This window comes from Lysobacter sp. (assembly GCF_035655815.1).
Classification (GTDB): Bacteria; Pseudomonadota; Gammaproteobacteria; order Xanthomonadales; family Xanthomonadaceae; genus Lysobacter_J.
On record NZ_DASRTS010000037.1, the window covers coordinates 57,273 to 83,813 of the forward strand.

The 26,541-nt window shown below is 68.5% G+C and carries 24 protein-coding genes, 1 tRNA gene and 1 pseudogene; 9 read left to right on the forward strand and 17 right to left on the reverse strand.

Going from position 1 to position 26,541, the window contains the following annotated elements; translation table 11 throughout:
* Positions 1–5: 5 nt before the first annotated feature.
* The gene (gene hrpB / locus VFE83_RS10395) at positions 6–2,546 is read right to left on the reverse strand and encodes an ATP-dependent helicase HrpB (RefSeq protein WP_324905799.1); all 2,541 of its coding nucleotides are present in this window, start codon (positions 2,544–2,546) and stop codon (positions 6–8) included.
* 120 nt (positions 2,547–2,666) lie between these two features.
* On the opposite strand from hrpB, the gene VFE83_RS10400 reads away from it, so the two are divergent.
* Positions 2,667–3,461, forward strand: coding sequence for a TatD family hydrolase (locus VFE83_RS10400; protein ID WP_324905801.1), 795 nt, complete (start codon positions 2,667–2,669; stop codon positions 3,459–3,461).
* Between the two features lie 120 nt (positions 3,462–3,581).
* A complete protein-coding gene (locus VFE83_RS10405) occupies positions 3,582–3,923 on the forward strand; it encodes a winged helix-turn-helix domain-containing protein (RefSeq protein WP_324905803.1) in 342 nt (113 codons plus the stop codon).
* A gap of 9 nt (positions 3,924–3,932) precedes the next feature.
* Here the strand turns inward: VFE83_RS10405 and panE are convergent, their stop codons facing one another.
* From panE to VFE83_RS10425, 4 genes are read right to left on the reverse strand one after another with little or no spacing between them, the layout of a single operon-like run.
* On the reverse strand, positions 3,933–4,880 hold the full coding sequence (gene panE, locus VFE83_RS10410; protein WP_324905949.1) for a 2-dehydropantoate 2-reductase: 948 nt from the start codon (positions 4,878–4,880) through the stop codon (positions 3,933–3,935).
* Positions 4,877–5,332, reverse strand: a complete 456-nt coding sequence (locus tag VFE83_RS10415) for a hypothetical protein (protein WP_324905805.1) — start codon at positions 5,330–5,332, stop codon at positions 4,877–4,879. The genes panE and VFE83_RS10415 overlap by 4 nt, the downstream gene beginning before the upstream one ends.
* An 8-nt stretch (positions 5,333–5,340) precedes the next feature.
* On the reverse strand, positions 5,341–6,147 hold the full coding sequence (locus tag VFE83_RS10420; protein ID WP_324905807.1) for an ABC transporter permease: 807 nt from the start codon (positions 6,145–6,147) through the stop codon (positions 5,341–5,343).
* Positions 6,144–7,139, reverse strand: a complete 996-nt coding sequence (locus VFE83_RS10425; protein WP_324905809.1) for an ABC transporter ATP-binding protein — start codon at positions 7,137–7,139, stop codon at positions 6,144–6,146. Before VFE83_RS10425 ends, VFE83_RS10420 begins: the two co-directional genes overlap by 4 nt.
* 144 nt (positions 7,140–7,283) lie before the next feature.
* Here VFE83_RS10425 and VFE83_RS10430 point away from each other — a divergent pair, with 144 nt between their 5' ends.
* Positions 7,284–7,997, forward strand: a complete 714-nt coding sequence (locus VFE83_RS10430; RefSeq protein WP_414674721.1) for a ferredoxin--NADP reductase — start codon at positions 7,284–7,286, stop codon at positions 7,995–7,997.
* Here VFE83_RS10430 and VFE83_RS10435 read toward each other — a convergent pair whose 3' ends face one another.
* On the reverse strand, positions 7,998–8,357 hold the full coding sequence (locus VFE83_RS10435) for an MmcQ/YjbR family DNA-binding protein (protein WP_324905813.1): 360 nt from the start codon (positions 8,355–8,357) through the stop codon (positions 7,998–8,000).
* A gap of 1,040 nt (positions 8,358–9,397) precedes the next feature.
* Here VFE83_RS10435 and gltB point away from each other — a divergent pair.
* The 4 genes from gltB (at position 9,398) to VFE83_RS10455 (ending at position 17,865) form a co-directional block, all read left to right on the forward strand.
* Entirely contained in the window at positions 9,398–13,993 is a 4,596-nt protein-coding gene (gene gltB / locus VFE83_RS10440) for a glutamate synthase large subunit (RefSeq protein WP_324905815.1), read from the forward strand.
* A 253-nt stretch (positions 13,994–14,246) separates the two neighbouring features.
* Complete coding sequence (locus tag VFE83_RS10445) at positions 14,247–15,734, forward strand: FAD-dependent oxidoreductase (protein WP_324905951.1); 1,488 nt, start codon at positions 14,247–14,249, stop codon at positions 15,732–15,734.
* Positions 15,735–16,255: 521 nt separating this feature from the next.
* Positions 16,256–17,536 carry a TCR/Tet family MFS transporter gene (locus VFE83_RS10450; protein WP_324905953.1) on the forward strand — a complete coding sequence of 427 codons (1,281 nt, stop codon included), beginning with the start codon at positions 16,256–16,258 and terminating at the stop codon, positions 17,534–17,536.
* Between the two features lie 95 nt (positions 17,537–17,631).
* Positions 17,632–17,865 carry a hypothetical protein gene (locus VFE83_RS10455; RefSeq protein ID WP_324905817.1) on the forward strand — a complete coding sequence of 78 codons (234 nt, stop codon included), beginning with the start codon at positions 17,632–17,634 and terminating at the stop codon, positions 17,863–17,865.
* Between the two features lie 16 nt (positions 17,866–17,881).
* Here VFE83_RS10455 and VFE83_RS10460 read toward each other — a convergent pair whose 3' ends face one another.
* From VFE83_RS10460 to VFE83_RS10470, 3 genes are all read right to left on the reverse strand, one after another.
* On the reverse strand, positions 17,882–18,319 hold the full coding sequence (locus tag VFE83_RS10460; protein ID WP_324905819.1) for a barstar family protein: 438 nt from the start codon (positions 18,317–18,319) through the stop codon (positions 17,882–17,884).
* Positions 18,316–18,744, reverse strand: coding sequence for a ribonuclease domain-containing protein (locus VFE83_RS10465; protein WP_324905821.1), 429 nt, complete (start codon positions 18,742–18,744; stop codon positions 18,316–18,318). Before VFE83_RS10465 ends, VFE83_RS10460 begins: the two co-directional genes overlap by 4 nt.
* Positions 18,745–18,807: 63 nt before the next feature.
* A complete protein-coding gene (locus tag VFE83_RS10470) occupies positions 18,808–19,107 on the reverse strand; it encodes an I78 family peptidase inhibitor (RefSeq protein ID WP_324905823.1) in 300 nt (99 codons plus the stop codon).
* Between the two features lie 840 nt (positions 19,108–19,947).
* Between VFE83_RS10470 and VFE83_RS10475 the strand changes: the two genes are divergently transcribed.
* Positions 19,948–20,571, forward strand: coding sequence for a DUF938 domain-containing protein (locus tag VFE83_RS10475; RefSeq protein ID WP_324905825.1), 624 nt, complete (start codon positions 19,948–19,950; stop codon positions 20,569–20,571).
* A 47-nt stretch (positions 20,572–20,618) separates the two neighbouring features.
* On the forward strand, positions 20,619–20,828 hold the full coding sequence (locus VFE83_RS10480) for a hypothetical protein (protein ID WP_324905827.1): 210 nt from the start codon (positions 20,619–20,621) through the stop codon (positions 20,826–20,828).
* A gap of 1 nt (position 20,829) precedes the next feature.
* On the opposite strand, the gene VFE83_RS10485 is transcribed toward VFE83_RS10480, so the two are convergent.
* The 8 genes and pseudogenes from VFE83_RS10485 to VFE83_RS10520 form a co-directional block, all read right to left on the reverse strand.
* The gene (locus VFE83_RS10485; protein ID WP_324905829.1) at positions 20,830–21,291 is read right to left on the reverse strand and encodes a hypothetical protein; all 462 of its coding nucleotides are present in this window, start codon (positions 21,289–21,291) and stop codon (positions 20,830–20,832) included.
* Between the two features lie 100 nt (positions 21,292–21,391).
* Positions 21,392–21,580 (reverse strand): annotated as a pseudogene (locus VFE83_RS10490) (haloacid dehalogenase-like hydrolase); the annotation flags it as partial.
* A gap of 16 nt (positions 21,581–21,596) precedes the next feature.
* Positions 21,597–22,100 (reverse strand): hypothetical protein, encoded by a 504-nt coding sequence (locus tag VFE83_RS10495; protein WP_324905831.1) that lies wholly within the window; start codon positions 22,098–22,100, stop codon positions 21,597–21,599.
* Positions 22,097–23,257: a cell division protein ZapE gene (zapE, locus tag VFE83_RS10500; RefSeq protein ID WP_324905833.1), complete on the reverse strand. Its 1,161-nt coding sequence runs from the start codon at positions 23,255–23,257 to the stop codon at positions 22,097–22,099. Before zapE ends, VFE83_RS10495 begins: the two co-directional genes overlap by 4 nt.
* Positions 23,254–23,943: an alpha/beta hydrolase gene (locus VFE83_RS10505; protein ID WP_324905835.1), complete on the reverse strand. Its 690-nt coding sequence runs from the start codon at positions 23,941–23,943 to the stop codon at positions 23,254–23,256. The genes zapE and VFE83_RS10505 overlap by 4 nt, the downstream gene beginning before the upstream one ends.
* Positions 23,944–24,006: 63 nt before the next feature.
* A complete protein-coding gene (locus VFE83_RS10510; RefSeq protein ID WP_414674722.1) occupies positions 24,007–25,689 on the reverse strand; it encodes an ExeM/NucH family extracellular endonuclease in 1,683 nt (560 codons plus the stop codon).
* A gap of 136 nt (positions 25,690–25,825) precedes the next feature.
* Positions 25,826–26,341 carry a c-type cytochrome gene (locus VFE83_RS10515; protein WP_324905837.1) on the reverse strand — a complete coding sequence of 172 codons (516 nt, stop codon included), beginning with the start codon at positions 26,339–26,341 and terminating at the stop codon, positions 25,826–25,828.
* Positions 26,342–26,452: 111 nt separating this feature from the next.
* Positions 26,453–26,529, reverse strand: a tRNA-Arg gene (locus VFE83_RS10520).
* Positions 26,530–26,541: the final 12 nt, after the last annotated feature.

Below are 26,541 nucleotides of genomic sequence, written 5' to 3' on the forward strand. Positions count from 1 at the left end.
TCCGGCTACGTACCGCGCGGTTTGGCGCGGTGCGTGGCGGTGGCGGTCCACGGGTCGTCGGGCCAGGGGTGCTTGGGGTAGCGGCCCTTCATTTCCTTCTTCACTTCCGGATAGGTGCGGTCCCAGAAGCCTTTCAGGTCCTGCGTGATCTGCAGCGGCTTGCCGCCGGGCGAGAGCAGGTGCAGCGTCAGCGGCACGCGGCCGTCGGCGATGCGCGGCGTGTCGGCCAGGCCGAACAGTTCCTGCAGCTTCACCGCCAGCACCGGCGCGATCGGCGCGTCCGCCGCGTCGTCGTAGCCGTATTCGATGCGGCGCTCCATGCCCGACGGCACGGTGATGCGCGTGGGCGCCAGGGCGTCGATCTTCTGCCGCAGCGACCAGTCCATCGTGGACCTCAGGGCTTCGCCGAGTTCCTGCTCGCTCAATGCGTCCAGGCGGGTCTTGCCGCTGAGGACCGGCTTGAGCCAGCCGTCGAGTGATGCAAGCAACGCCGCGTCGGACAGGTCCGGCAGGGCGCCGTCGCCTTGCGCGAGCTCCGGCATCCACGCGCGCAGGCTGCGTACGCGTGCGCGCCACTGCTGCAGCGATTCTGTCCATGGCAGCGCGGAGAGGCCGAGTTGGCGCACCGCATCGATCAACGCATCGGCGTAGCGCGCGGGATCGGGCCGGGCCAGCGGCCTGCTCTCGATGACGATGCGGTCGTAGCGCGTCTCGCGCACCGCGGCGATGCCGCGCGCAGCGGTATCCCAGACGACGCGATCCTCGGTGACGAAACGACGCGGGAAATCGCGGCGCAGGCGTTGTTCGTCCAGCGGCGCGCCACGCAGCACGCGCGCATCGCGCGGATCGTCGCGCAGTTCGCTGATCACGATCCACGGCTCGCCGTACAGCGTCGATTCGTCGAACAGCCGCGCGCTGCGGCCGTTGGCCAGCTGGTAGCGGTACGGGTCGGTCGGATGCTGTCGCGCGATGCGATCGGGGAAGGCATGCAGCAGCACGTCGCCGAGCAGGTGCGCGGGCATGCCGCTCGGCGGCGCGGTGTCCAGACGCAGGCGACGGCGCCATTGCTTCGCGGCCTGGTCGAGCGCGGCCAGCGCCGAGCGCGATGCATCCGGACCCACGCGACCGGCGCGGAAGGCGGCGAGCGCCTGCCAGCGCTCCGCGACCGAGTCCGATCGAGACCGCAACGGATCGCGCGCTTCCAGCAGGGCCGCGAGGTCGCACGCCAGCGCCTGTTCGTCCCGGTTCGCCGGCGCCAGCAGCATCGCGGCCAGCCGCGGATGCGTGCCCAGCGCCAGCATGCGCCGCCCAAGCGGCGTGATGCTGCCGTCGTCCAGCGCGCCCAGCCGCTGCAGCAGCTCGCGTGCGGCGGCCATCGCACCGGTCGGCGGTGCATCGACGAAACGCAGGTTGGCGTCGCCCCATGCGGCCAGTTCAAGCGCCAGCCCGGCCAGTTCGACCTGGGCGATCTCCGGACGCCGTTGCGGTTCCAGCCGCTGCGATTCGGGCCAGAGTCGATACGCCCAACCTTCTGCGACGCGACCCGCGCGGCCCGCGCGCTGGTCCGCGGAAGCCTGCGCGATGTTCACCACGTCCAGCCGCGCGAAGCCGCTGTTGGGGTCGTAACGCGGCTCGCGCGCCAGGCCCGAGTCGATGACCACGCGCACGCCGGGCAGCGTCACGCTGGACTCGGCGACGTTGGTGGCGAGCACGACGCGGCGGCGACCCTTCGGGTCGGGCTGCAATACGCGCGACTGCTGCTCGACGGGCAGTTCGCCGTGGAGGGTGAGGATGTCGACGCTTTGCTCCTCCCCCTGCGACTGCAGGGCAGGGAGTGAGCTGCCCAGCACCTGCTCGGTGCGCGCGATCTCGCGCTGCCCCGGCAGGAACACCAGCACGTCGCCCGGGTGCTGTGCGAGTGCGTGCTCGACGGCGCGGCGGGTCTGGTGCTCCAGCGCCTCCTCGCGGCGCGCGGGAAAGTGCGCGATCGACACCGGAAAGCTGCGCCCCGCGCTGCTCAGGCGCGGGGCGTCGAGGAAACTCGCCAGCCGTTCGCCGTCGAGCGTTGCCGACATCACCACGATGCGCAGGTCCTCGCGCAGGCCGGCCTGCACGTCCAGCGCCAGTGCCAGGCCCAGGTCCGCGGCCAGGTGGCGTTCGTGGAATTCGTCGAACAGCAGCGCGCCGACGCCTTCCAGCATCGGGTCATCCTGCAGCATGCGGGTGAGGATGCCTTCGGTGACGACCTCGATGCGCGTGGCCGACGAGACCCGGTTCTCGAACCGGATGCGATAGCCCACCGTGCCGCCCACGTCGTCGCCGCGCTGGCGCGCCATGAAGTGCGCGGCGGCGCGTGCGGCCACGCGGCGCGGTTCCAGCATCACGATCCTGCGGCCTTCCAGCCATGGCTCGTCGAGCAGCGCCGGCGGCACCTGCGTGGTCTTGCCGGCGCCGGGCGGCGCTTCCAGCACCAACCGCGGATGCGCCGCGAGGCTGGCGCGGATCTGCGGGAGCAGGGCGTCGATCGGAAAGGCAGGACGGTTCACCGCGAAAGGATACGTGCCCCTGCGATGCTTTCGTAGGAGCCAGCTTGCTGGCGACCGGGCGCTTCCGCCGCATTGTCGCCAGCAAGCTGGCTCCCACAGGCGAGTTGATAACATTCGGCGATGCAACTCATCGACATCGGCGCCAACCTCACCCACGACTCCTTCGACCACGACCGCGACGCGGTACTGCAGCGCGCGCGCGAGGCCGGCGTGTCGCAGATGGTGATCACCGGCGCCAGCCGCGAGCACTCGCCGCTGGCGCTGAAGCTGGCGAAACAACATCCCGGCGAGCTGTTCGCCACCGCCGGCGTACACCCGCACCACGCCACCGAGTACACGGACGAGTGCGATGCGGAAATGCGCGAGCTGCACACCCACAGCGAAGTCGTGGCCGTGGGCGAGTGCGGGCTGGACTACTTCCGCGATTTCTCGCCCCGCCCGGCGCAGCGCCGCGCGTTCGAACGGCAACTGCAGATCGCGGCCGAGACGGGCAAGCCGCTGTTCCTGCACCAGCGCGATGCGCACGCCGACTTCATGGCGATGATGAACAACTTCGACGGGCGGGTCGGCCCGGCCGTGGTGCACTGCTTCACCGGCACGCGCGCGGAGCTGTTCGACTACCTGGACCGCGACTGGTACATCGGCATCACCGGCTGGCTGTGCGACGAACGCCGCGGCCAGCACCTGCGCGAACTGGTCAAGCACATCCCCGCGCAGCGGCTGATGATCGAGACGGACGCGCCCTATCTGCTGCCGCGCACTATCAAGCCGGCGCCCTCGCACCGCCGCAACGAGCCGATGTTCCTGGCCCACATCGTCGAGGAACTGGCCCGCGACCGCGGCGAGGACGTCGCCACGACAGCGTCGCAGACCACCGCGGCGGCGCGCGCGTTCTTCCGCCTGCCGGGGCGCTGAAACCATCCTGCCGCCGGCCGCGACCGCTCCGCCATCACGCCGGGTATGCGACGGACCGGCAAAGCTCGGCCGGATCAAGGAGCGGCCTGCGTAGGGATGAAGATTCTCAGCCGATTTGCCATGAGCGGCCCCGACCCGCCCCAGCTGGTCTTCGACGACATCACGCTCGACCTGGCGGGCGGCCGCCTGTTGCGCGAGGGACGGCCGCAACCGCTGCATCCGGATGCCTTCGCCGTGCTGTGCCTGCTGGTGCGCTCGCCGGGACAGGTGTTCTCGCCGGCCGAGATCGCGGAGGAAGTGTGGGGCCGGCGCCCGGTCTCGCCTGCGCGGCTGGGCGCGGTCATGGCGCGGCTGCGCGAGGCATTGGGCGACGATGCGGAGCATCCGCGCTATCTGTGCCTGGTGCCGGGCTACGGCTATCGCTTCGACCGGCCGTCAGCCGCTTCATCGCGACCGCATTGATCGCGTGCCTTACGAGGCCTCGCGGCTCGCTTCATAGGCCTGCAGATGCGTCCACGCGGCGGCGAGCAGCGGTACGTCCTGGTCCGCGGCGCGGGCGCGCTGGCGCATGTCGCCGACGATCTGCATCGCTTCCACCGGCTGTCCGGCTTCCAGATCGCGCAGCATCGAAGCCTTCAGCGACGAGCCGCGCTGTGTGAGCGTCGCCAGCGCGGTGCGCTGCGCGGCGACCTCGATCGGCTCGCCTGCCGCGGCCGCCACCGCCACGCATTCGGCGTACAGGCCGCGCATCAGCGCCTCGCCATCTTCGGTCGCGACGATGCGGCCCACGCTGGAACGCATCAGGCACGTGCCCGCCGCCAGCGTCGCCAGGAAGGTGAACTTGGTCCACTGCTCGCGCGCGATGCTCAGCGAGCGCACATGGTCAATGCCGGCCTGCGCGCACGCATCCGCGAAGGCGCGCGTGCGGGCGCTGTCGGCTTGGTCGGACCGCTCGCCAAAGGTGATGGAGGCCGGCTGTCCCAGGTGCAGGATCTCGCCGTCGGGACCTTTCATCGCGCTGATGAAGCACAGTCCGCCGACGACGTGGTCGCGGCCAAAACGTTCGTCGAGTGGTGCGTAGTGGCGCAGGCCGTTGAGAATCGGCAACACCCACGTACTGCCGCTGACCGCCGGAGCGACGGCTTCCATCGCGCTGTCCAGGTCGTACGCCTTGCAGCTCAGCAGCACCATGTCGAATGGACGCTCGCCGGTCAGTGCGGGCAATGCATCCGCGGTGACATGCGCGGCGCGCACGTCCGCATCGCCGAGGGGACTGCGGATCGCCAGCCCCTGCGCCTTAAGCTGCGCCGCGCGCGCGGGTCGCACGAGGAACGTGATGTCGGCGCCGGACTGCGCCAGACGGCCGCCGAAATAACCGCCGGTGCCACCGGCGCCGAGAACGAGGATGCGCATCGTCAGGGAAGACTGGAGGCGGGCATGGCGGAAGGACCGGCATCGTCTGCAGCGGTGAGCAGTGCGTCCACTTCGCGCTGCACCTGCGTGCATTCTTCGACGTACTGCTGCACGCGTTGCGGAGACGGTGAGGTCGATTCCGACTCCCACTGCGCGTCTATGGATTTCAAGGTTCCGGCCATGCGCTCGAATCCTTCCATCACGACGCGCTGATAGGCGACCGCATCGAAACTCCCCGCGCCCGTGGGCGTTGCCGCCTGCGCCCGCCGCTGCAGCGCGGCCATCAGTGCCGTGCCGACGTTCTCCGGCGCACCGCAGTAGAGGGCCTGTGCGAGCAGCATGCCGTCGGCTTCGGCTTCGGCGCGCGCCTCCACGCTCGGCGGAGCCGCGTCGGCGAACACCGGCGGTGCGACCATCGCCGCAGCCGCCAGCACGATCAGCGCAGGACGAACGCGCACCATCACGCTCAGCTGCGCAGTCCTACGCCGCGCTTGAGCAGCCACAGCCCCAACGATGCCAGCGCCACGACGAAGGCCAGCATCAGCGCGTACGCCACCCACAGCGGCACGTCGCTCACGCCCAGCAGGCCGAAGCGGAACGCATTGACCATGTAGAAGATCGGGTTCGCGTGCGTCATCGCCTCGGCCCACGGCGGCAGCAGCTTCACCGAATAGAACACGCCACCCAGGTAGGTCAGCGGTGTGAGGATGAAGGTCGGCACGATGGCGATGTCGTCGAACTTCTTGGCATACGCCGCATTGACGAAGCCGGCCAGCGAGAAGATCGTCGCGCCCAGCAGCACCGTGGTGAAGGTGACCAGCGGATGCGGCACGCGCACCTTGGTGAACAGCATCGCGATGACCAGCACGATCGCGCCGACCATCAGGCCGCGCAGCACCGCGCCCGCGACGTAGCCGGTGAGGATCACCCAGTTCGGCATCGGGCTGACCAGCAGTTCCTCCACGTGGCGGCCGAACTTGGCGCCGAAGAAGCTGGAGGAAATGTTGCCGTAGCTGTTCTGGATGACGCTCATCATCACCAGGCCGGGAACGATGAAGTCCATGTACTTGATGCCGTCCATCGACCCCACGCGCGAGCCGATCAACCCGCCGAAGATCAGGAAGTACAGCGTCATCGTGATGGCTGGCGGTACCAGGGTCTGGCCCCAGATGCGCAGGATGCGCGCGACTTCGCGGCGGACGATCGTGCCCAGCGCGACGAAGTTGCGCTGCGTGACGGTGAGTTCGGAGGTGGTCTGCGTCATGTCGTTCATGCCACCTGCTCCGGCGGCGTCTGCGCGGTGCTGTCCTGCGCGTTCTCGCCGGTCAGGCGGACGAACAGTTCTTCCAGGCGGTTGGACTTGGTGCGCATGGAGCGCACGCGGATGCCCGCATCGCCCAGCGCGGCGAACACCCGGTTGAGGTCCATCGCGCGTGGCATCTCGATGTCCAGCGTGTGATCGTCGGTGGCGACCAGCGTGGTGCCCTCGATGGCCGGAAGCGTTGCGGGCAGGCGGCCGTCGATGTCGAGCAGGAAGCCTTCGACGTCGAGCTTGGCCAGCAGCGCCTTCATCGGGCCCTGTTCGACGATGCGGCCGCGGTCGATGATGGCGAGGTTGCGGCACAGGCTCTCCGCTTCCTCCAGGTAGTGCGTGGTGAGGATGATCGTCGTGCCGGCGGCATTGATCTCCTTCAGCGTCTTCCACATGCCGCGACGGATCTCGATGTCCACGCCGGCGGTGGGCTCGTCCAGGATCAGCAGCTTCGGCTGCGTCATCATCGCGCGGGCGATCATCAGCCGCCGCTTCATGCCGCCGGAGAGCGTGCGGCTCATCACGTTGGCCTTTTCCCACAGGTGGGCGCGCTTGAGCTCCACCTCGGCCCGGCGCAGCGCCTCCGCGCGCGGCACGCCGTAGAAGCCGGCGTAGTTGACCAGGATGTCCAGCGGCTTCTCGAACATGTTGAAGTTCAGCTCCTGCGGGACAAGCCCGATCAGGCGCATCGCCGCGTCGCGGTCGCGCAGCAGGTCGACGCCGAAGATCGACACCGATCCCGCGCTGAGATTGACCAGCGAGCTGACGATGCCGATCAGCGTGCTCTTGCCGGCCCCGTTGGGACCCAGCAGCGCAAAGAAATCGCCGGGCGCGACGTCCAGCGAGACGCCCTTGAGCGCCTCGACACGGTTGTCGTAGGTCTTGCGCAGGTCGCGGACCGACAGTGCGGGCGCGGCCAGTGCCGCCGGAATGGGCTCGGAAACGGGAGTCATCGTGAAGGCCTGCGCCGCGAGCCGCGCGGCGATAGACGGTAGTATAGGCGGCCTCGTGTGGGCGCTCCGGCCACACACTGTTGCATCACCGTCGGTACCGCCTTGGCCATCCAGCACTTTCCCCTCAAGCTTGTCTCGCGCCGGATGCTGGCCCCCACCGTCGGGCACTACACCTTCGTGCGTGACGACGGCCAGCCGCTGGACTTCATCCCCGGCCAGTTCATCCAGGTGCATTTCACCTACGCAGACGGCACGGCCACCAAGCGCAGCTATTCGCTGGCGACCATCCATGACCACGCGCTGGGCCCGGGCGAGGCGGTGGAGATCGCGGTGAGCTACGTGCCCGGCGGCGCCGCGACGGCGCTGTTCGAGGGACTGGACGTCGGCGGCCACGTCGACGCAAGCGGACCGTTCGGCCGGTTCTGCCTGATGCCGAGCGACACCAACGCGCGCTACCTGCTCATCGCCACCGGCACTGGCGTCACGCCGTACCGCGCCATGCTGCCGCAGCTGGACGCGCTGATCCGCGAGCGCGGCATCCGCGTCGTGCTGCTGTTCGGCGCGCGTACGCCGGCCGAACTGCTGTACGGCGGCGAATTCCGCGCGTTCGCCGATCAGCATCCGGAACACTTCCGTTTCGTGCCGTGCTTCTCGCGCGAACTGCCGGAAAACCCGCATCCCGACGTGCGCCACGGCTACGTGCAGCAGTTCCTCGAAGAGTTTGGTCCGAATGCCGGTGGCGACGTCGCCTACCTGTGCGGCAACCCGAACATGGTCGATGCGTGCTTCGAAGCGCTGAAGGGCCACGGTCTGCCGGTGCCGCAGATCCGCCGCGAGAAGTACGTCAGCAGCAAGTGATCAACCGCCGATCAGTTCGGCACGGCGCTTGCGGCTGAGCTTCTCCAGCGCGCGCCGGTACGACCACGTCACCAGCTCGCGCAGGTACTCCTCAGGCACGCGCCGCACGTCCACCACCGTCACCCAGTACCAGCGGCCCATCCAGCGTGCCGGCTTGATGCCGGGCTGGTCGGTGAGCTCGACGAACCGCTCCGGCGTGACGCGGAAGCTGAAGCGCCAGCGTTCCGGCTCGCTGGTCTTGAAATACGCGAACGTCTTGCCGCCGACGGCATAGACCAGGATGTTCGACGGCTCGCCGTGCAGGGTTTGCTCCGCGGCGGGAAACGAGGCACAGAATCGCTTGAGGCCGGCGGTGTCCATGAGGGCATTGTGGACCGGGCTGCTGACAGCGCGTTGTCAGCAGGGTGAGTGGCTTGGGTCAGGTGTACCGAAAGTCGAGTTTCGCCGTTGATTGCCCGCTAGTCGTCGGGCGAAGCGGATTCCGCCTTGCTTCGGTTTAGCCGAACATCCAGCGCCTTTTCATGCTTGCGGGCACGCTCTGCGGGCAAGCGCAGCTGGCACTTTCGCCGTTGCTCGTCATCCGGTGAAGCTGCGATCCGTTGTGTTGTTGCCCTTGTTCGTCATCCCCGCGAAAGCGGGAATCCAGCGCCTCTCCACGCTTTACCGATTGCCGTGAAGCAATTGCCAGAGGTTCCCGCCGCCTAAAAGGTCCGGCTGGACTCTGGCTCTTTCGCGGCGAAGACGCGAGTGGCATGTCTCTAAGTTGCTGGATGGTTCTACCAGGCGAAAGAGCGGAATTCGCTTTCGCGAATGACGAGCATGGATCGCTAGTGCGATTGCGTTGACCGTTGCTCTTGCTGTCTAACAGACCGATCCCTTTGGCTACGTTTGACAGAAGGCGCCCAGTCGGACCTGGGTCAGCAAAGCCAAGTGACCCGGCCTGCTTTAGAGGGAAGGAAGCTTTGGCTGTCGCTCCTGACAAGGCAACGGTGAAGCGTGAAACGTCCATGGATCCCCGCCTTCGCGGGGATGACAGGCAGAAGCAACAGCAAAATGGATCCCGGCTTTCGCCGTGACGACGAGCACTCTGCGAGGCGTCCTCATCCTGGGACCGATCGATCCCGCGCAACCTCCGTCTCAATGGTTTCAATCGTTACCAAACGCCGGCGCATGGCGCTTGGTTTTCTCAGGTTGATCAATCACTTGCATCCCCGCACTTGACGGCCCGCGCCCGAGTTGATCCACAAATTGCCGCAGCGCACAAAGTGTGGTCTAGTCGGAAGAACCATGGGTGGTGAGGCAGGCCGGACCGCGCGAGCGGACCGCGGTGCCCCGTCGCCGGAAGCCAGGTTCGTTGTCTCGTTCGACAAACCCAGCGGTACAACCCGCACGGAGAAACGATGGAGCAGCAGCATCGCCCCGGTCCTGTCGGTCTTTACGATCCCCACGACGAGCGGGACGCGTGCGGCTTCGGCCTGATCGCGCAGCTCGACGACAAACCCAGTCGCGAACTGGTCGACCGTGCGATCGAGGCGCTGGTGCGCATGACCCATCGCGGCGGCATCGCTGCGGACGGTCTGTCCGGCGATGGCTGCGGCCTGCTGATCCGCCAGCCTGACGGCTTCCTGCGCGCGCTGGCGCGCGAGTCCGGCATCGCGTTGCGCGCGCATTACGCGTCGGGCCTGGTGTTCCTGCCGCACGACGAGGCGCAGGCCGCGCACGCGCGCGAGATGCTGGCCGTGCAGCTGCAGCGCGAGCGCGTCGATGTCGCCGGCTGGCGCGTGGTGCCGGTGGACACCGCCGCATGCGGCGAACTCGCGCGCCGCACGATGCCTCGCATCGAGCAGATCTTCGTGCAGCCTTCGGGTGCGTTCGATGCGGCGAGCTTCCAGCGTTCGCTGTTCCTGGCGCGCCGCCGCGCCGAACAGCAGCTGTCCGAAGTGGCCGACTTCTACGTCGTCAGCCTGTCGATGGCGAGCATCGGCTACAAGGGCATGGTGCTGCCGGACCGCCTGCCGCAGCTGTATCCGGACCTTCAGCGCGCGGACCTGGCGGCCAGCGTGGTGGTCTTCCACCAGCGCTTCTCGACCAACACCACGCCGCGCTGGCCGCTGGCGCAGCCGTTCCGCCTGCTGGCGCACAACGGCGAGATCAACACCATTTCCGGCAACCGCGCCTGGGCGCAGGCGCGCGCGCATGCGTGGCGCACGCCGACGCTGGACCTGACCGAGTTCGATCCGGTGATCACGCTGCAGGGCTCGGACTCGCAGTCGCTCGACAACATGCTCGAGCTGCTGCAGGCCGGCGGCATGGATCTGCTCAAGGCCATGCGCATCCTGATTCCGCCGGCGACGCAATCGCTGGAATACAAGGACGCCGACCTCGCCGCGTTCTACGAGTACTACGCGCTCAACACCGAGCCGTGGGACGGGCCGGCCGGCATCGTCACGGTGGACGGCCGCTATGCGGCGTGCACGCTGGACCGCAACGGGTTGCGCCCCGCGCGCTGGATGCGCACGCGCGACCGCCACTTCCTCATCGCGTCCGAAGCCGGCGTGTGGGAGCGGCCCGCGGAGGAGATCGAAGCCAAGGGCAAGCTCGGTCCGGGCGAGATGATCGCGGTGGACCTGTACCTGGGCGAGGTGCTCGACTCCGACGCCATCGACCGCATCAACCGCGCACGCGCGCCGTACAAGCGCTGGCTCAAGCAGGGCATGACCTACCTGCAGACCGAGCTGATCGACCCGGCGCTGGCCGCCGAACCGTTCGACGCGGAAACGCTGACGCGCTTCCAGAAGCTGTTCCAGCTCACGCGCGAGGAGCGCGAGCAGGTGCTGCGTCCCATCGCAGAAACCGAGCAGGAAGCCGTCGGTTCGATGGGCGACGACGTGCCGATGGCGGTGCTGAGCCAGCAGGTGCGGCCGCTGTACGACCAGTTCCGCCAGGCGTTCGCGCAGGTGACCAACCCGCCGATCGATCCGCTGCGCGAGGACTGCGTGATGTCGCTGTCCACGCAGCTGGGTCGCGAGGGCAACGTGTTCGTCGACGGCCCGGCCAACGTCAACCACATCCATCTCAACTCGCCAGTGCTGTCGCAACGCAAGCTGCGGCAGATGCTGGCGATGGAACAGTACGAGTACGCCAACGCGCTGATCCATCTGCACTACGCGCCAGAGGAAGGCCTGAAGGCCGCGATCGAGCGCATCTGCGCTGAAGCCGAAGCCGCGGCGCGCGCCGGCAAGGTGCTGCTGGTGCTCAGCGACCGCTATCCCGAGCAGGGCCGCCTGATGGTGCACGCGCTGCTCGCCACCGGCGCGGTGCACCAGCACCTGGTGCGCACGGGCCTGCGCTGCGAATCCAACCTCATCATCGAGACCGGCACCGCGCGCGATCCGCATCACTTCGCCTGCCTGATCGGCATGGGCGCGACGGCGGTGTATCCGTACCTGGCCTACCAGACACTGCACGACCTGGGCGTGCGCGGCATCCTCAAGACCAAGCACGGCGAAGTCGCGCAGATCGGCCGCAGCTATCGGCGCGGCATCAAGAAGGGCCTGCTCAAGATCATCTCGAAGATGGGCATCAGCACCATCGGCAGCTATCGCGGGTCGCGTCTGTTCGAGATCGTCGGCCTGGATCGCGAGGTGGTGGACCTGTGCTTCGCCGGTACGCCTTCGCGGATCGGCGGCGCGGGTTTCGCCGACCTGCAGGCCGACGCGCAGGAACTGGCCGATCACGCCTGGAACGCGAACGCGCTGCCCGCCATCGGCGGCCTGCTCAAGTACACGCCGGGCGGCGAGTACCACCTGTTCAACCCCGACGTGGTGATGAACCTGCAGCGCGCGGTGAGCACGGGCGACTGGAGCGACTGGCTGCGCTACGCCGCCGCCGTCAACGAACGCCCGACGGCCGCGCTGCGCGACCTGCTCGAAGTCGACACCGCCAATGCGGTGGCGATCCCGCTGGACGAGGTCGAACCGGTGTCGGCCATCGTGAAACGCTTCGACTCCGCGGCGATGAGCCTGGGCGCGCTGTCGCCGGAGGCGCACGAAGCGCTGGCCATCGCGATGAACCGGCTGGGTGGGCGCAGCAATTCCGGCGAAGGCGGCGAGGATCCTGCGCGCTACGGCACGGAGCGCGTGTCGAAGATCAAGCAGATCGCGTCGGGACGCTTCGGCGTCACGCCGGAATACCTGGTCAACGCCGAGGTATTGCAGATCAAGGTCGCGCAGGGCGCCAAGCCTGGCGAAGGCGGCCAGCTGCCGGGGCACAAGGTCAACGAGCTGATCGCGCGCCTGCGCTACGCGATGCCGGGCATCGGCCTGATCTCGCCGCCGCCGCACCACGACATCTATTCGATCGAGGACCTGGCGCAGCTGATCTTCGACCTCAAGCAGGTCAATCCGCAGGCGCTGGTGTCGGTGAAGCTGGTCTCGCACGCGGGCGTCGGCACGATTGCGACGGGCGTGGCGAAGGCCGGCGCGGACCTGATCACCGTGTCGGGCCATGACGGCGGCACGGGCGCCAGTCCGATCTCGTCGATCCGTTACGCCGGCACGCCGTGGGAGCTGGGGCTGTCGGAAGCGCGCCAGGCGCTGGTGTCCAACGACCTGCGCGAGCGCGTGATCCTGCAGACCGATGGCGGCCTGAAGAGCGGCCTGGACGTGGTGAAGGCCGCACTGCTGGGCGCGGAGAGCTTCGGCTTCGGCACCGCGCCGATGATCGCGTTGGGCTGCAAGTACCTGCGCATCTGCCACCTCAACAACTGCGCAACCGGCGTGGCCACGCAGGACGACGCCTTGCGTCGCGACCACTTCACCGGCCTGCCCGAGCGCGTGGAGAATTTCTTCCGCCTGCTGGCCGAGGAGGTGCGCATGTGGCTGGCGCAACTGGGCGTGCGCACGCTGGGCGAGATCGTTGGCCGCACCGACCTGCTTCGTCAGCTGGAAGGCGACGGCCAGCGCCAGCACGGCCTGGACCTGTCGCCGCTGCTGGCAGGCGTGCCGGGCAAATCCCCCCCAGCCCCCCTTTTGCAAAGAGGGGAGACGAGCAGCGCGGTGGGATCGGACGACGCGACAGCGCCGCCGCGGGTTGGATTCCCCCCTTTGCAAAAGGGGGACCAGGGGGGATTGGCTCTTCCCGACGCAGCCTGCTGCGGCGCTCCGACACCGGTGGCCGAGCCCGCCGGCCTGGCTCTGCAACTCGACGCCGACCTCGCCGAGGCCATCGCCCACAAGCATGGCGGCACCTACGCCTATGCGATCCGCAACACCGATCGCAGCATCGGCGCGCGCCTGTCCGGCCGCATCGCGCGGCTGCACGGCGATCGCGGCATGGACGATGCGCCGATCGCGGTGCGCTTCGACGGCACCGCCGGCCAGAGCTTCGGCGCGTTCAACGCCGGTGGCCTGCAATTCGAGCTGCACGGAGAGGCCAACGATTACGTCGGCAAGGGCATGGCAGGCGGACGCATCGTGATCCGGCCGCCGCAGGGTGCGCGTTACACCGCGCACGAGACGCCGATCCTGGGCAACACCTGCCTGTACGGCGCGACGGGTGGCGAGCTGTATGCCGCCGGCCGCGCCGGAGAACGTTTCGGCGTGCGCAACTCCGGCGCGACGGCCGTCGTCGAAGGCGCGGGCGACCACTGCTGCGAGTACATGACCGGCGGCGTGGTCGCGGTGCTGGGCCGCACCGGCCTGAACTTCGGTGCGGGCTTCACCGGCGGCATGGCGTACGTGCTGGACATGGAGCGCGATTTCGTCGACCGCTACAACCACGAGTTGATCGACATCCTGCGCATCGCGCCGGACGGTTTCGAGAACCATCGCTCGCACCTGCGCGACCTGCTCGACATGCACGTGCAGCTGACCGGCAGCCTGTGGGCGCGCCGCATCCTGGACGAAATGCGCGACTTCCTCGGCAAGTTCTGGCTGGTGAAGCCAAAGGCGGCGAGCCTGGAGTCGCTGGCGGAGAATCTGAGGAGGGCGGCGTGAGCCATCGCTTCCCTGCAATGAGGTTGCGTCCCGGCCCGGATTGCAGTGGCTCCCTCTCCTTCGGCCGTGCCGGGGGAGAGGGTCGGGTGAGGAGGGCTTTCGCTGTCGTTGCAGCTTGCAAGGAAGCAAAAGTCCTCACGCCTTCGGCATTCGCCCCCTCACCCCAACCCTCTCCCCCGCCTCGCCGGGGAGAGGGAGCGGAGATGGCTGCGTGCGAAGTGACGGCACATGAGCGGAGGCACGCGTGAGCAAGATGGACAGCAAGAAGCCCGTGTTCGCTTTCCGCGAGACGCCCCGGCAGATGCCGTCGCGCATTCCGCTGGAGTTGCGCCGCAGCGGCGACTGGAGCGAACTGTACGGCCGCTTCGGCGAAGCCGAGGCGAAGCACCAGGCCGGTCGTTGCCTCGATTGCGGCAATCCGTACTGCAGCTGGAAGTGCCCGCTGCACAACTACATCCCGAACTGGCTGGAACTCGCGCGCGAAGGCCGCATCGCCGAAGCCGCAGCACTCGCGCACGAGACCAATCCGTTGCCAGAGATCTGCGGCCGCGTGTGTCCGCAGGATCGCCTGTGCGAGGGCAGCTGCACGCTCAACGACGGGTTCGGCGCGGTCACCATCGGCGCGGTGGAGAAGTACATCGCCGATCGCGCGCTGGCGGACGGCTGGCGTCCGGACCTGTCGCGGGTCGCGGCCACCGGCAAGCGCGTGGCGGTGATCGGCGCGGGCCCGGCGGGGCTGTCGTGCGCGGACCGGCTGGCACGCGCGGGCATCGAGGCGGTGGTGTTCGACCGTTACGAGCAGATCGGCGGCCTGCTGCATTTCGGCATTCCCAGCTTCAAGCTCGATAAGTCCGTGCTGTCCACGCGCCGCGAGGTGCTGGAAGGCATGGGCGTGGCGTTCCGCCTGGGCGTGGAGATCGGCCGCGACGTCGGCCTGGACGAATTGCTGGCGCAGTTCGATGCGGTGTTCCTGGGCCTGGGCAGTTACCGCTACACCGACGGCGGCCTGCCTGGCCAGGACCTGCGAGGCGTGGTGCCGGCGCTGCCGTTCCTGGTGCACAACGGACGGCTGGTGCACGGCGACGACGAAGCGCACGCGCGACCGATCGCCGGCTGGGAAGACCGCGTCGCCCTGCCCGACCTGCACGGCAAGCGCGTGGTTGTGCTGGGCGGCGGCGATACCGGCATGGACTGCGTGCGCAGCGCGGTGCGCCTGGGCGCGGCGCGCGTGACCTGCGCGTACCGGCGCGACGAAGCCAGCATGCCCGGCTCGGCTCGCGAGGTCGCCAACGCGCGCGAGGAAGGCGTGCAGTTCCTCTTCAACCGCCAGCCGCTGGCGCTGCTGGGCGACGATGGCGAGGTCACCGGTGTGCGCGTGGTCGAGACGCAGCTGGGCGAGCCGGATGCGCGCGGCCGCCGAAACGCGGAAGCGGTACCCGGTACCGAATCCGTGCTGGCCGCCGACGTGGTGATCATCGCCTTCGGCTTCCAGCCCGATCCGCCGCAGTGGCTGTCGGCGCACGGGATCGAACTGGAGTCGAACGGGCGCATCCGCGTGACACAACCCGCGTCGGGCTGCGGCTCACGGCGCTCGGCTGCATCGGACGCGCTGCCGTTCCAGACGACGAACCCACGCGTGTTTGCCGGCGGCGACGGCGTGCGCGGCGCCGACCTGGTGGTCACGGCCGCATACGAGGGCCGCGAAGCCGCGGCCGGGATCGTGCGGTTGCTGGTAGGGTGAGGTGCGCGCGTTCCTCTGTTTGCGGCCAGCTCATCCTTCTGCGGTTGCGTGCAGCACGCGAACGACCTGCGTGATGCCCATGGAGTCGGCGTTCCAGGTTGCCTGGCTGCCCGGATAGAAACCGCAACTGCAATCACAACGCAGCCGCAACCGCAATCAGGCGCCCTGGCCTGCTCTTGCCCGTCATCCCGGCGAAGGCGGGGATGCAGTTCCTCTCCGCGTTTTGCCCGTTCCCTCTGAAGGGCTGTCGCTTAACTAAGCGAAGCAGAACGACAACAAATGGACCCCGGCTTTCGCCGGGATGACGAGCGTGGGCGAGGGGCGACAGCGAAACGGGCAGCGGCAGCGCGAAATGGGGCCACGCCCCAAAACGCACGAGAGCCGTTGCTGCGGCAATCGCGGCTCACACCTGGCACAGCGGAACCAGACCGCGCAGCGACCATTGGCCCGGTCACGCAAACGCGCGCACCAGACCCGCATTGCCACCATCGCGGCGTTAAACTTCCCGCCTTCCCGACCGCATCCCGGCCCTCGTGACCGACACCGCTCCCGCCACGGGCGCGCGCCGACGCGCCGCGCTCGTCTTCATCTTCATCACCATCCTGATCGACGTGCTGTCGTTCGGGCTGATCATTCCCGTGCTGCCGCACCTGATCGAGCAGTTCGCCGGGGGCGATACCGCGCATGCGGCGTACTGGGTGGCGGCGTTCGGATTCCTGTTCGCCGGCATCCAGTTCGTGACTTCGCCGATCCAGGGCGCGCTGTCCGACCGCTTCGGCCGTCGGCCGGTGATCCTGCTGTCGTGCCTCGGCCTGGGCCTGGACTTCGTGTTCATGGCGCTGGCGCCGTCGCTGGCGTGGCTGCTGGTGGGGCGCATCATCTCGGGCATCACGTCGGCCAGTTTCACCACGGCCAACGCCTACGTCGCCGACGTCACGCCGCCGGAAAAGCGCGCCAAGAGTTACGGCCTGCTCGGTGCGGCGTTCGGCGTGGGCTTCATCGTCGGGCCGTTGATCGGCGGCGCGCTTGGGGAGATCGATCTGCGCCTGCCGTTCTGGTTCGCCGCGGGGCTGGCGCTGCTCAACTTCGCGTACGGCCTGTTCGTGTTGCCCGAGTCGCTGCCGAAGGAGCGCCGCAGCCCGCGCTTCGACTGGTCGCATGCCAATCCGGTGGGCTCGCTGGCGTTGCTCAAGCGCTACCCGCAGGTGTTCGGCCTGGCGGCCGTGGTGTTCATCGCCAACCTCGCGCATTACGTGTATCCCAGCGTGTTCGTGCTGTTCGCCGATTACCAGTACAGGTGGGGTCCGCGCGAGGTCAGCTACGTGTTGGCCGTCGTCGGCGTGCTCAACGTGATCGTGCAGGCAGGCCTGGTCGGCAAGGCCGTGCACGCGCTGGGCGAGCGCCGCGCGTTGATGCTTGGCCTGGCCTGCGGCGCCATTGGTTTCGGCATCTACGGTTTCGCGGACGTGGGCTGGATGTTCCTGATCGGCCTGCCGATCTCGGCGGTCTGGGGCCTGGCGGCGCCGTCCACGCAGGCGCTGATCACGCGCCAGGTGGGGCCGGAGGTGCAGGGCCGCATCCAGGGCGCGCTGATGAGCCTGGTGAGCCTGGCCGGCATCATCGGACCGGTGCTGTTCGCAGGCAGCTTCGGTTACTTCATCGATTCGCGCGCGCCGGTGCACCTGCCGGGTGCACCGTTCCTGATCGCCGGCGTGCTGCTCGCGCTCGCGGTGGGCATCGCATGGCGCTACGCGCGTGCACCGCAGCCCGCGGCGCCGTCGGGCGCAACCGAGCCGGGCTGAGCGCGGCCGTTAACATCGCCTTGGCGCCGGCTTCACCCTGCCGGCGCGGCGCGGTGGCAAGACTGCGTGTTCCTTTCCACGCGAGGGAGCACGCCATGCCGACCTGCGACGTCTGCGGCAACGACTACGACAAGGCCTTCACCGTGACCACGGTGCGCGGCAGCGGCACGTTCGATTCGTTCGAATGCGCGATCCACAAGCTCGCGCCCAAGTGCGAGCACTGCGGCTGCCACATCATCGGCCATGGCGCCGAACACGACGGCAAGTTCTACTGCTGCGCGCACTGCGCCAAGAAGTCCGGGATTACCGGCATAGACGACCGGATCTGAGGCGGCCCAGCCGTCGTCAGTCTTCCAGCGCGGTCAACTGGTCGCCCGGAAACGCCAGCAGCGCCCAGAACGCAACGCCATCGCCGGCCCACTCGAAGGCGGCCTCGTTGAGCACGTCGAGCAGCACGTCGAAATCCTCGCCGTGCGCCGCGCGCCACGTCGCCGCGTTGACGATGAGCCAGAGGTAGCCCGGTGCGCGTCGCCAGGACAGATCGCGCAGCGCATCCGACAACGCATCCCAGTTGCCGCCGAACCATTCGGGGAAACCTCCGGCCTGTGCGATGCGGCCGAGCAGGTCGCCCTTGTCGGTGCAGTCCGCCAGGTCGACGCGCATCACCTCGTAACCCAGCGCGGCACCGGTCTGCGCCATCGCGTCGCCGTCGCGTTCGTCGATGAAGTAGGCACCGCTGTGGTCGGCATCGGCCAGGATGGCGCGCAGGTCGACGGCGCTCATGGGCGGACCTCCGGGGCAGGCAGCTCGAAGCGGCGGAAGCTGCGGTAGTGATCCTGCGTGTACCAGTATTCGACCGGTGGATCGCCTCCGGTCACGATGCGCCGCGCGCCGCGGTCGGCCGAACCGGGCGTTTCCACCGTGTATTCGCGGTAATAGCCGCGAGGCTGCGCCGGCAGCCGCTTCTCGCGATTCTGGAACACGCCGCCGTCCTGCCGGTACGGATGCGGCTCGCCACGCGCCATGCGCTCCAGCACCACATGCGCCTCGCGCGGCAGGAACTCCGGGTATGTGGCCGGAACGGAACCGCCGACGCTGTTTGCGCCTGGAGCCGGTGCATGCAGGCGGCCGGTATCCGGCCGTTGCGTCCACGTCCACAGGCCGAGCAACGCGACAAGCGCGATGAGCCACGGTAGCGATCTGCGCAAGGTGGTTTTCCTCAGGTCGGAAACGGCGCGCCCGCCGAACAGGGCGCGCCGCTTCGCGCCGCATCAGCCGCAGCGGATGCCGGTGATCGCGCCGCGATCGTTGACGTCCACGTTCACCCGGTCCTCGCGGAAGTCCATCGTCGCCATCTGCCCCGGACGCAACACGCGCGCATCGCGACTCCCGGTGTCGCGCAGGATGCGGTTGACCACGTCGTCGTTGACGGCCGAACCGATCGCCCAGCGCGCGCCTTCCGCATTGCACACGCCGCTGGGCGCCGTCGGGCCACCGGCTGCCGGCGGCGGAGTGGACGCACAACCGGCCAGTGCGAGGGCAAGAGCGGCGAGGGACAGGCTGCGGATCATGGCGATTCTCCGGTTCGTGGTTCGGGCGCACCCTGCGCTGCGGGGTGTGTGCGGGGTGTAAACGGGGGAAGGATAGTCGGTTGGCTTGTGCGTTGGGATGACGGGGCGGGTCGTATGGTTTTCTTGTTCGTCGTCCCGATGTGCGCCCCAGCGACGACGCGCTCATTCTTCGCTCGTCATCCCGGCGAAAGCCGGGATCGATTCTGCTGTTGTCCTCGCTCGGAGACGGGTCTGCTCCACTTCGCGTTTAGTAGAACGTCCAGCGCCGCTTCACGGATCAACCATGTGTTTACATGCGGACTGCCGCCCTTGGTAGCCGGCCGCCCTCTTGCGAGGTGAAGAAGAAGGACCGTCGCCGGATTGCAGCTGTTGCTGTTGAACAGCCGATCGCACTTCTAGACCCGTAGGGCGCCGCACAGGGATGTGCGGCGCTAAGCAAGGAGGCACGGATGCCGACTTGCGGGGCCCCGACTCCTTTGCCGGTCGTGGGACTGCTGTGTCGGGGAAGACCCTTTCTTTGGGTTACTTTTCTTTGGGTCAGCAAAGAAAAGTGACCCGGCCGGCTTCAGACGGACGGAAGCTTTGGCTGTTCCGCTTTTCACAGGCGACCGGGAAAGCGTGAAAAGTCCCTGGATTCCCGCCTTCGCGGGAATGACGAGCGAAGAGAAAGAGCAAAGAGCAAGAACAAAGATCAAAGATCAAAGACAAGAGCCTGCGCGCGAACCGGAGTGCTCGGTATCACTGCCGAAATGAAGCGGAGCGCGCCTCGCGCAGTAATACAGCTACGAATATCACGATCACCAAAGCAGTCCTCCTGCCCCAACGTGCTGTACCAATCCCATGACCGAGCGCCCCCATTCTCCATCCTGCGACCGCAATCGCGAGCCCATCCTCGAAGTACTGCAGCGCCATTTCCAGGATCGACACCGCGTGCTCGAAATCGGTAGCGGTACCGGGCAGCACGCGGTGTACTTCGCGGCGGCGATGCCGTGGCTGCAGTGGCAGTGCAGCGATCGCGCCGAGAACCTCCCCGGCATCCGCATGTGGCTGGACGAGGCGCAGCTGACGAACACGTCGTTGCCGGTCGAGCTGGATGTCGCGACCGGCCCTTGGCCGCGCGCGGGGGCGGGCGATGGCCACTTCGATGCGGTCTTCAGCGCCAACACGCTGCACATCATGGGGTGGCCCGTAGTCGAAGCATTCTTCGCGGGGCTGGACGGCATGCTGGCGGACGATGCAATCGTCGTGGTGTATGGGCCCTTCAACTACGGCGGCGCGTACACCAGCGACAGCAATCGCGATTTCGATGCATGGCTGAAGGCGCGCGATCCGCGCTCGGGCATTCGCGACGCAGAGGCGGTGAATGCACTGGCGGCCGGAATCGCGTTGCAAATGGTCGAGGACGTGGCGATGCCCGCCAACAATCGCTGCCTGGTGTGGCGAAGGGCGCCAACGGCGCCTTGACGCGGCGGCGCTACAGTCGCCTCCGAGGTTCCGCCGGAGGCGACACAATGGCGCACAAGGTCATCTTCAACCTGCCCAGGCGCGAACTGGGGCGCGAGGACATCGAGTTCGTGGTCGAACGCGATGGGCGCCGCTTCGGAACGCTGCTGGTGTCGAAAGGCGCCATCGAATGGCGGCCCACCAACAAGGTATACCGGCGCAAGCTCAGCTGGGTGCGCTTCGACCAGCTGATGCGCACGCTGGGGCGTCCCGTGTAGCTCAGTACGCCAGCAGGTCCGACCTTGGTGGTTCCAGGTCCGCCCAGGCGCGACGCAGACCGGCGTAGTGCAGCAATCCCGCGAGCAGCGAGAACGCCGAGCTCCACATCCAGAAGCCGAACGGGTTCTCAGGGAACAGCGGCACGAACACGCCGAAGCCGATGCCGCGGAACAGATAGACCGCGGTCACCAGGCACAGCACCGTACGCGCGAATGGCAGCCGCCGCAGCATTCCGGCTCCGGAGAACGCGTACACCGCTGCCGCCGCGATGCCGGCCGCAAGCGTGAGGCTCACGGCGGCCGGCAGCATTTCGCCGCGCCCGGCCATGCGCACCATGTCGTCTCCGGCGCCGAGCATTCGGTAGAGCGGCGCGCCGTAGGTCAGGCAGGCCGCATGGACGGTGGCCGCGGCGACGCTGAGCAGCGCACCGGCAATGAGCGGGAGGTTCGGGCGACTTTCCATGGACGTGTCGATGGCGAGGGGCCGCCACCATCGCGTGCACGTCCGTGCGCGCACATCGGAACAATCCGAAACGCCCGCTACCGCGGATTGCACATCGCTTTCAGGCCTGTTCCTGCCAGCGATACACGCGGCGGTGCGCAAGCTCCAGCAACTCGCGGTCTTCCTTCGTGTCGCCATAGGCGTACACGAGCGGATACGCCGACAGGTCCACACGCTCGCGCACGCGTCGTGCCTTCTCCTCACCCATGCATTGCGCGCCCAGGTAGCGACCCGTCAGCACGCCGTCGCGCGATCGACTACGCGAATCACTTGCCGGTGTACGTCTCCACTATCTGCACCCGCACGGGTTGCGTCGCGAAGGAAGTGTCGGCCTGGATCACGGCAACTTCCAGCGCGTACGCGCCAGGAGCGAGGGTCGCCCGTACCAACTCGGTCGAGATGGAATTCGCGTCATGGGCCATGCGCTCCGGTCGCCGCACCTCGCGTTCCAGCGCCGGCATGTCGGGGTCATCAAGCGATCGCAGCGCGACCTTCAGCGTGAGGTCGGTGCCGAACGTGGCGCCGACCGAGCGCCACTGTGCCAGCGCGCGTTCCTCGTCGGTGCGGTGGAGGTAATCCAGCTCGACCGAGTACAGATCGCGCGTGACGACGCGGAACTCGCCATGCATGCGATGGCCCGTGGCCAGCGCCAGCGGGAACGTTGCCGGTGGTGCCGGCCGCGCCGGCTCGCATCCACCCAGCAAGAGCAGGACCATCGAATACACCATCGCACCGCCGATGCGCCAGCGCCGACGGCAACGGACGTTCACCCGCGATGCTCCAGCGCCAGGTATTCGGCCGACTGCATCTCGATCAGTCGCGAGGCGGTGCGTTCGAACGCGTGCGCCAGCTTCCTGCCCAAATACAGCGACGGCGGCGCGGCGGCGGCGGTGCAGACCAGATTGACGTGGCGGTCGTACAACTCGTCGATCAGGTGCACGAAGCGACGCGCGGGGTCGTCGTTGCTGCCGTCGAACAGCGGAATGCCGCCGACCAGCACCGTGTGGTACTCGGTGGCGATCTCGATGTAGTCGCTGGCCGCACGCGGGCCTTCACACAGCGCGGCGAAATCGAACCACGCGTGTCCCTCGGCTAGCGCGCGCACCGGGATCTCGCGGCCGTCGATGACCAGCGGGCCGTGCTCGCGCGGGCAACTGGCCGACAGTTCGTGCCAGCGCTCGCCCAGCCAGGTGTCGGAGGCCGCGTCCAGCGGCGCGCGGTACACCGGCGAGCGCGTCAGCGCGCGCAGGCGGTAGTCGTGCGCGCTGTCCAGGTACAGCACCTTGCAGTGCTTCTGGATCTGCGTGATGGCCGGCAGGAAGCTGTCGCGCTGCAGCCCGTCCTTGTAGAGGTTCTTCGGCTCGGTGTTGGACGTGGTGACCAGCGCCACGCCTTCTGCGAACAGGCGCTCCATCAAGCGGCCCAGCAGCATCGCATCGCCGATGTCGTTGACGAAGAACTCGTCCAGCACCAGCACGCGCAGCCGTCCGCCCCACTCGCGCGCGATGGTCGCCAGCGGATCGCTCTGGCCGGCATGGGCGCGCAACTGCGCATGCACCTCGCGCATGAAGCGGTGGAAGTGCGTGCGGCGCTTGGCCGGCGCATCGCTGGTGCCGCCGTGGTCCGCGAGGTCGTGGAAGGGCAGGGCGTCGTAGAACAGGTCGATCAGGAACGTCTTGCCGCGGCCCACGCCGCCCCACAGGTACAGGCCCTGTGGCGCTTCGGGCTTGCGCCCGAGCAGGCTGTCGAACAGGCTGCGGCGCGGCGGATCCAGCAATGCCGCGTGGATGCGGTCGAGTTCGCGCAGGGCGGGATGTTGCGCGGGGTCGTCGGTCCAGTCGCCGCGCGCCACGCCGGCGGCATAGACCGCCGAAGGCGCTGTGTGAGCCGGGGCGTTGGCGGACTCCGCCGCAGTGCGTGCGTTCATGCGTGCTGGGGCTGCTCCGGCGGCAGATAAGCCTTGATGCCGTGCTTGATCGCGCCGCGCAGGTCGATGAGGCGGCGATGGAAGAAGTGGCTGGTGTCGGGCATCTTCACCAGCTCGGGCGGCTGGCGCAGCTGCTTCAGGCTGTCGAGCCACGCATACACCGCCTGCGGGTCGACGATCTCGTCCGACTCGCCCTGGATCACCAGCCACGGACATTCCGGCGGCACGATGGCGCTGAAGTCCCAGTTGCGGCCCGCGGCGGGCGGCGCAATCGAGATCACCATCGACGGCTTGAGCTCCGACGCGCACTTGAGCGTGACGTACGAGCCGAAGCTGAAGCCCGCCAGCCACAGCTGCGCATCGGGCCGCTGTGCGCGTACCCACGCGGCGACGGCGCGCAGGTCGTCGGCTTCGCCGCGTCCCTGGTCGAAGCTCCCGGTCGACGCGCCGACGCCGCGGAAGTTGAAGCGCACCGTGGCCAGCCCCGACTCGCGCAGCGCGCGTGCGGTCATCGTCACGACCTTGTTGTGCATCGTGCCGCCCTCGGTCGGCAGCGGATGGCAGACGATCGCCACCGCGTTTCTCTCCGGCGCCTCGGGGGCCTCGACGATGGTTTCCAGCACGCCGGCCGGTCCATCCAGGTGCAGCGTGGTGGTTTCCGCGGTGGGGAAGGCGGGGTTGTTCATGCGGCCATGATACGGCGTGGCGGATTCAGGCCCCGTCGCCGCCGTGGCAACACGCTGTCGCGCTCACAACTCGAAGCCGAGCAGCAGCGGGTCGTGATCCGAACTGCGCCACGGGCCTTCGCCGCCGTCGCGGTAGCCGGACGATTCCGGTTCGTCGGCATTGGCGTGCCATTCGGCCGCGCCGCGCAGGCGCTGCGCGAACGCCGGGCTCAGCAGCGCGTGGTCGAGCCGTCCGATGCGGCCGTCGTACACGTAGCTGTAGGGTTCGGCGACACCAGCCGCTGCGAATGCGTCGCGCCAGCCCGCATCGATCAGCGCGCGCACCGGAGACTCGCCCGCATAGGCATTGAAGTCGCCGACGACCAGCGTCAGGTCCGACCGCTGGCCGGTGGGGTCGGTGGCCAGCCACGCGTGCAGGCGGTGCGCGGAATCGGTGCGCATCGCGTTGTAGCAGGAGGCGCCATCGCGCTGGTCGCGGTCGGCGCCTTCGGCATCCGTACAGCCCTTCGACTTGAAGTGGTTGGCGACCACCACGAACGTCTTGCCGCCGCGCACCGGTGCGAACGCCTGCGCCAGCGGCACGCGGCTGTGCGGGCCGAACGGTCCGGCTTCCAGCGTCGCCGGCCGGCCGCGCGTGCGCACGCGATCGGCACGGTAGATCAGCCCGACGCGGATCGCGTTGTCGCCCGGCCCCTGTCCGGCATCGACGAAACGCCAGCGGCCGCCGTCCGCATTGAGTGCGTTCACCAGCGCCGCGAGGCTGGATTGCGGGCCGTAGCCGTCGTTCTCCAGTTCCATCAGCGCGACCACGTCGGCGTCCAGGCCGCGCAGCGTAGCCACGTGCTTGCCCAGCTGCGCGGACAGCTCCTGCGGCGTGCGCGCGCCGCGCAGTGTCGGGAAGCCGCCTCCACGACCGTCGCCGTTGAACAGGTTTTCCAGGTTCAGCGCGGCGATGCGCAGGTTGCCGGGCACCCGCGGCGGCTGCGGGCGTTGCGCCGCCTGCACGGAGGGCGCAGCGTCCAGTCGCAGCGCGTAGGCCTTGCCGCTGTGGTCGATCACACCGGAGGGCTGCACGATGCGGCTGCCGGTGCGCGCGTGCGCCATCTCCGCAGGCCAGGCGTTGCCTTCGAGATAAAGCGAGCGACGCGCGTTGTCGGCGGCAATCGCGCGCGCCTCGTCGCTGCCCGCGATGGCGCGCTCGGTCGGTTGCCACAGGCGCTCGTTTAGCGATGCCTGCACGCGTCCGCGCTTTTGCAGTTCGCGGGCCTCGGCCAGGTATAGCGGCGCATCCACGCGCACGCGCATGCCTTCCAGTGATTCCCACTGTGCGGGTGCGGCAGTCAGTGCAAGTGCATCGACTTCACCGGCGCCGACGCGGTCGACCTGTGCATCCACCAGCGCGGTGCGTGTGCCGGCACCGGCCTCGAGTTCGGCGACCACGCCACGCACGCTGACCTCGTCGCCCGGCTGTGCGTCATCGCGCGCGCCCTGCACGAAGATCGCGTCCGACGTGGCGTCGTCGCCGTCGCCCCGATCCTGCACGAACCAGCCGTCGTCGACGCGGGCGGTCACGACTCCCCGCACCGTGACGGCCTGACCGACCAGCGCGCTGCGTGCCTGCGCGCCCTGCACATGGCCGATGGGTTGCACGGAAGCGCGGTCGGCGGTGGGCAGCGCGCTGCAGGCCAGCAGCAGGCCGGGCGCCAGCAGCAGCGCCGCACGCGGCAACAGGTTCGGACGGATCATCGGGCGCTCGCCAGGAAAGCCGGGCGTGCATTATCGCGGCCCGGTGCGACAGCGGCTTGTCGGCCCCGGCCGGGCAGGCGCTGAAACGACAACGCCGCCCGGAGGCGGCGTCGTGCGAAGCGGTGTGGAGCGGGCCTTACTTGAGGTTGGCCAGCATCCAGTCGACCGTGGCGATGACCTGCTCGTCGGTCAGCGCCGGGTTGCCGCCCTTCGGCGGCATCACGCCGGCGGTGCCGGTGAAGCCTTCGATGGCGTGCTTGTGCAGGGTGTCGGTGCCCTTGGCGATGCGCTCGCCCCAATGCGCCCTGTCCATGGTCGGAGCGCCGCCGGCGCCGGAGGTGTGGCAGCCGGTGCACAGGTTGTTGAAGATCACCGAGCCGTCGGTGGTGCCGCCGTAGGCGACCTGCGAGGCGGCCTTGGCCGCGGCGGCCGCGGCGGCGGCCTGCTGGGCGGCGGCGCCGGTGCTGCCGGCATAGACCGCGCCGACCGGCGCGATGCGCTCGGCGGTGCGCTTGGCGACGTCCGGGTTGACCTCGGGCGGCAGCTGGTGGTGGACGTACATCGCACCGACGATCAGGCCGAGCGTGACCAGCATCAGGAAGCCGATCACCATCGAGAATTTCTTCAGGAATTCAAGGTCGTAATTGCGCACAAACCCACCTATGGCGCACCCGGCGGGGCGCGCGAAGCCATCGACAAACGACCGCCCAACGGCGGCCGCGCGCCAGTATAAGGCCCGCTCCCGCACCCGATGGTGCGGGAATGGCGCGCCCGGAGGGATTCGAACCCCCGACCAATGGCTTCGGAAGCCACTACTCTATCCGGCTGAGCTACGGGCGCCTGGCTGAGATC

Bases quoted from the DNA above. Each gene is read 5' to 3' on its own strand.
- VFE83_RS10435 (WP_324905813.1), bottom strand. From the start codon at position 8,357: ATGGACACCGCCGGCCTCAAGCGATTCTGTGCCTCGTTTCCCGCCGCG.
- VFE83_RS10405 (WP_324905803.1), top strand. From the start codon at position 3,582: ATGAGCGGCCCCGACCCGCCCCAGCTGGTCTTCGACGACATCACGCTC.
- VFE83_RS10485 (WP_324905829.1), bottom strand. From the start codon at position 21,291: ATGGAAAGTCGCCCGAACCTCCCGCTCATTGCCGGTGCGCTGCTCAGC.
- VFE83_RS10445 (WP_324905951.1), top strand. From the start codon at position 14,247: ATGGACAGCAAGAAGCCCGTGTTCGCTTTCCGCGAGACGCCCCGGCAG.
- gltB (WP_324905815.1), top strand. From the start codon at position 9,398: ATGGAGCAGCAGCATCGCCCCGGTCCTGTCGGTCTTTACGATCCCCAC.
- VFE83_RS10420 (WP_324905807.1), bottom strand. From the start codon at position 6,147: ATGAACGACATGACGCAGACCACCTCCGAACTCACCGTCACGCAGCGC.
- VFE83_RS10400 (WP_324905801.1), top strand. From the start codon at position 2,667: ATGCAACTCATCGACATCGGCGCCAACCTCACCCACGACTCCTTCGAC.
- VFE83_RS10425 (WP_324905809.1), bottom strand. From the start codon at position 7,139: ATGACTCCCGTTTCCGAGCCCATTCCGGCGGCACTGGCCGCGCCCGCA.
- VFE83_RS10430 (WP_414674721.1), top strand. From the start codon at position 7,284: ATGCTGGCCCCCACCGTCGGGCACTACACCTTCGTGCGTGACGACGGC.
- zapE (WP_324905833.1), bottom strand. From the start codon at position 23,257: ATGAACGCACGCACTGCGGCGGAGTCCGCCAACGCCCCGGCTCACACA.
- VFE83_RS10455 (WP_324905817.1), top strand. From the start codon at position 17,632: ATGCCGACCTGCGACGTCTGCGGCAACGACTACGACAAGGCCTTCACC.
- VFE83_RS10475 (WP_324905825.1), top strand. From the start codon at position 19,948: ATGACCGAGCGCCCCCATTCTCCATCCTGCGACCGCAATCGCGAGCCC.
- VFE83_RS10460 (WP_324905819.1), bottom strand. From the start codon at position 18,319: ATGAGCGCCGTCGACCTGCGCGCCATCCTGGCCGATGCCGACCACAGC.
- VFE83_RS10470 (WP_324905823.1), bottom strand. From the start codon at position 19,107: ATGATCCGCAGCCTGTCCCTCGCCGCTCTTGCCCTCGCACTGGCCGGT.
- VFE83_RS10510 (WP_414674722.1), bottom strand. From the start codon at position 25,689: ATGATCCGTCCGAACCTGTTGCCGCGTGCGGCGCTGCTGCTGGCGCCC.
- VFE83_RS10505 (WP_324905835.1), bottom strand. From the start codon at position 23,943: ATGAACAACCCCGCCTTCCCCACCGCGGAAACCACCACGCTGCACCTG.
- VFE83_RS10480 (WP_324905827.1), top strand. From the start codon at position 20,619: ATGGCGCACAAGGTCATCTTCAACCTGCCCAGGCGCGAACTGGGGCGC.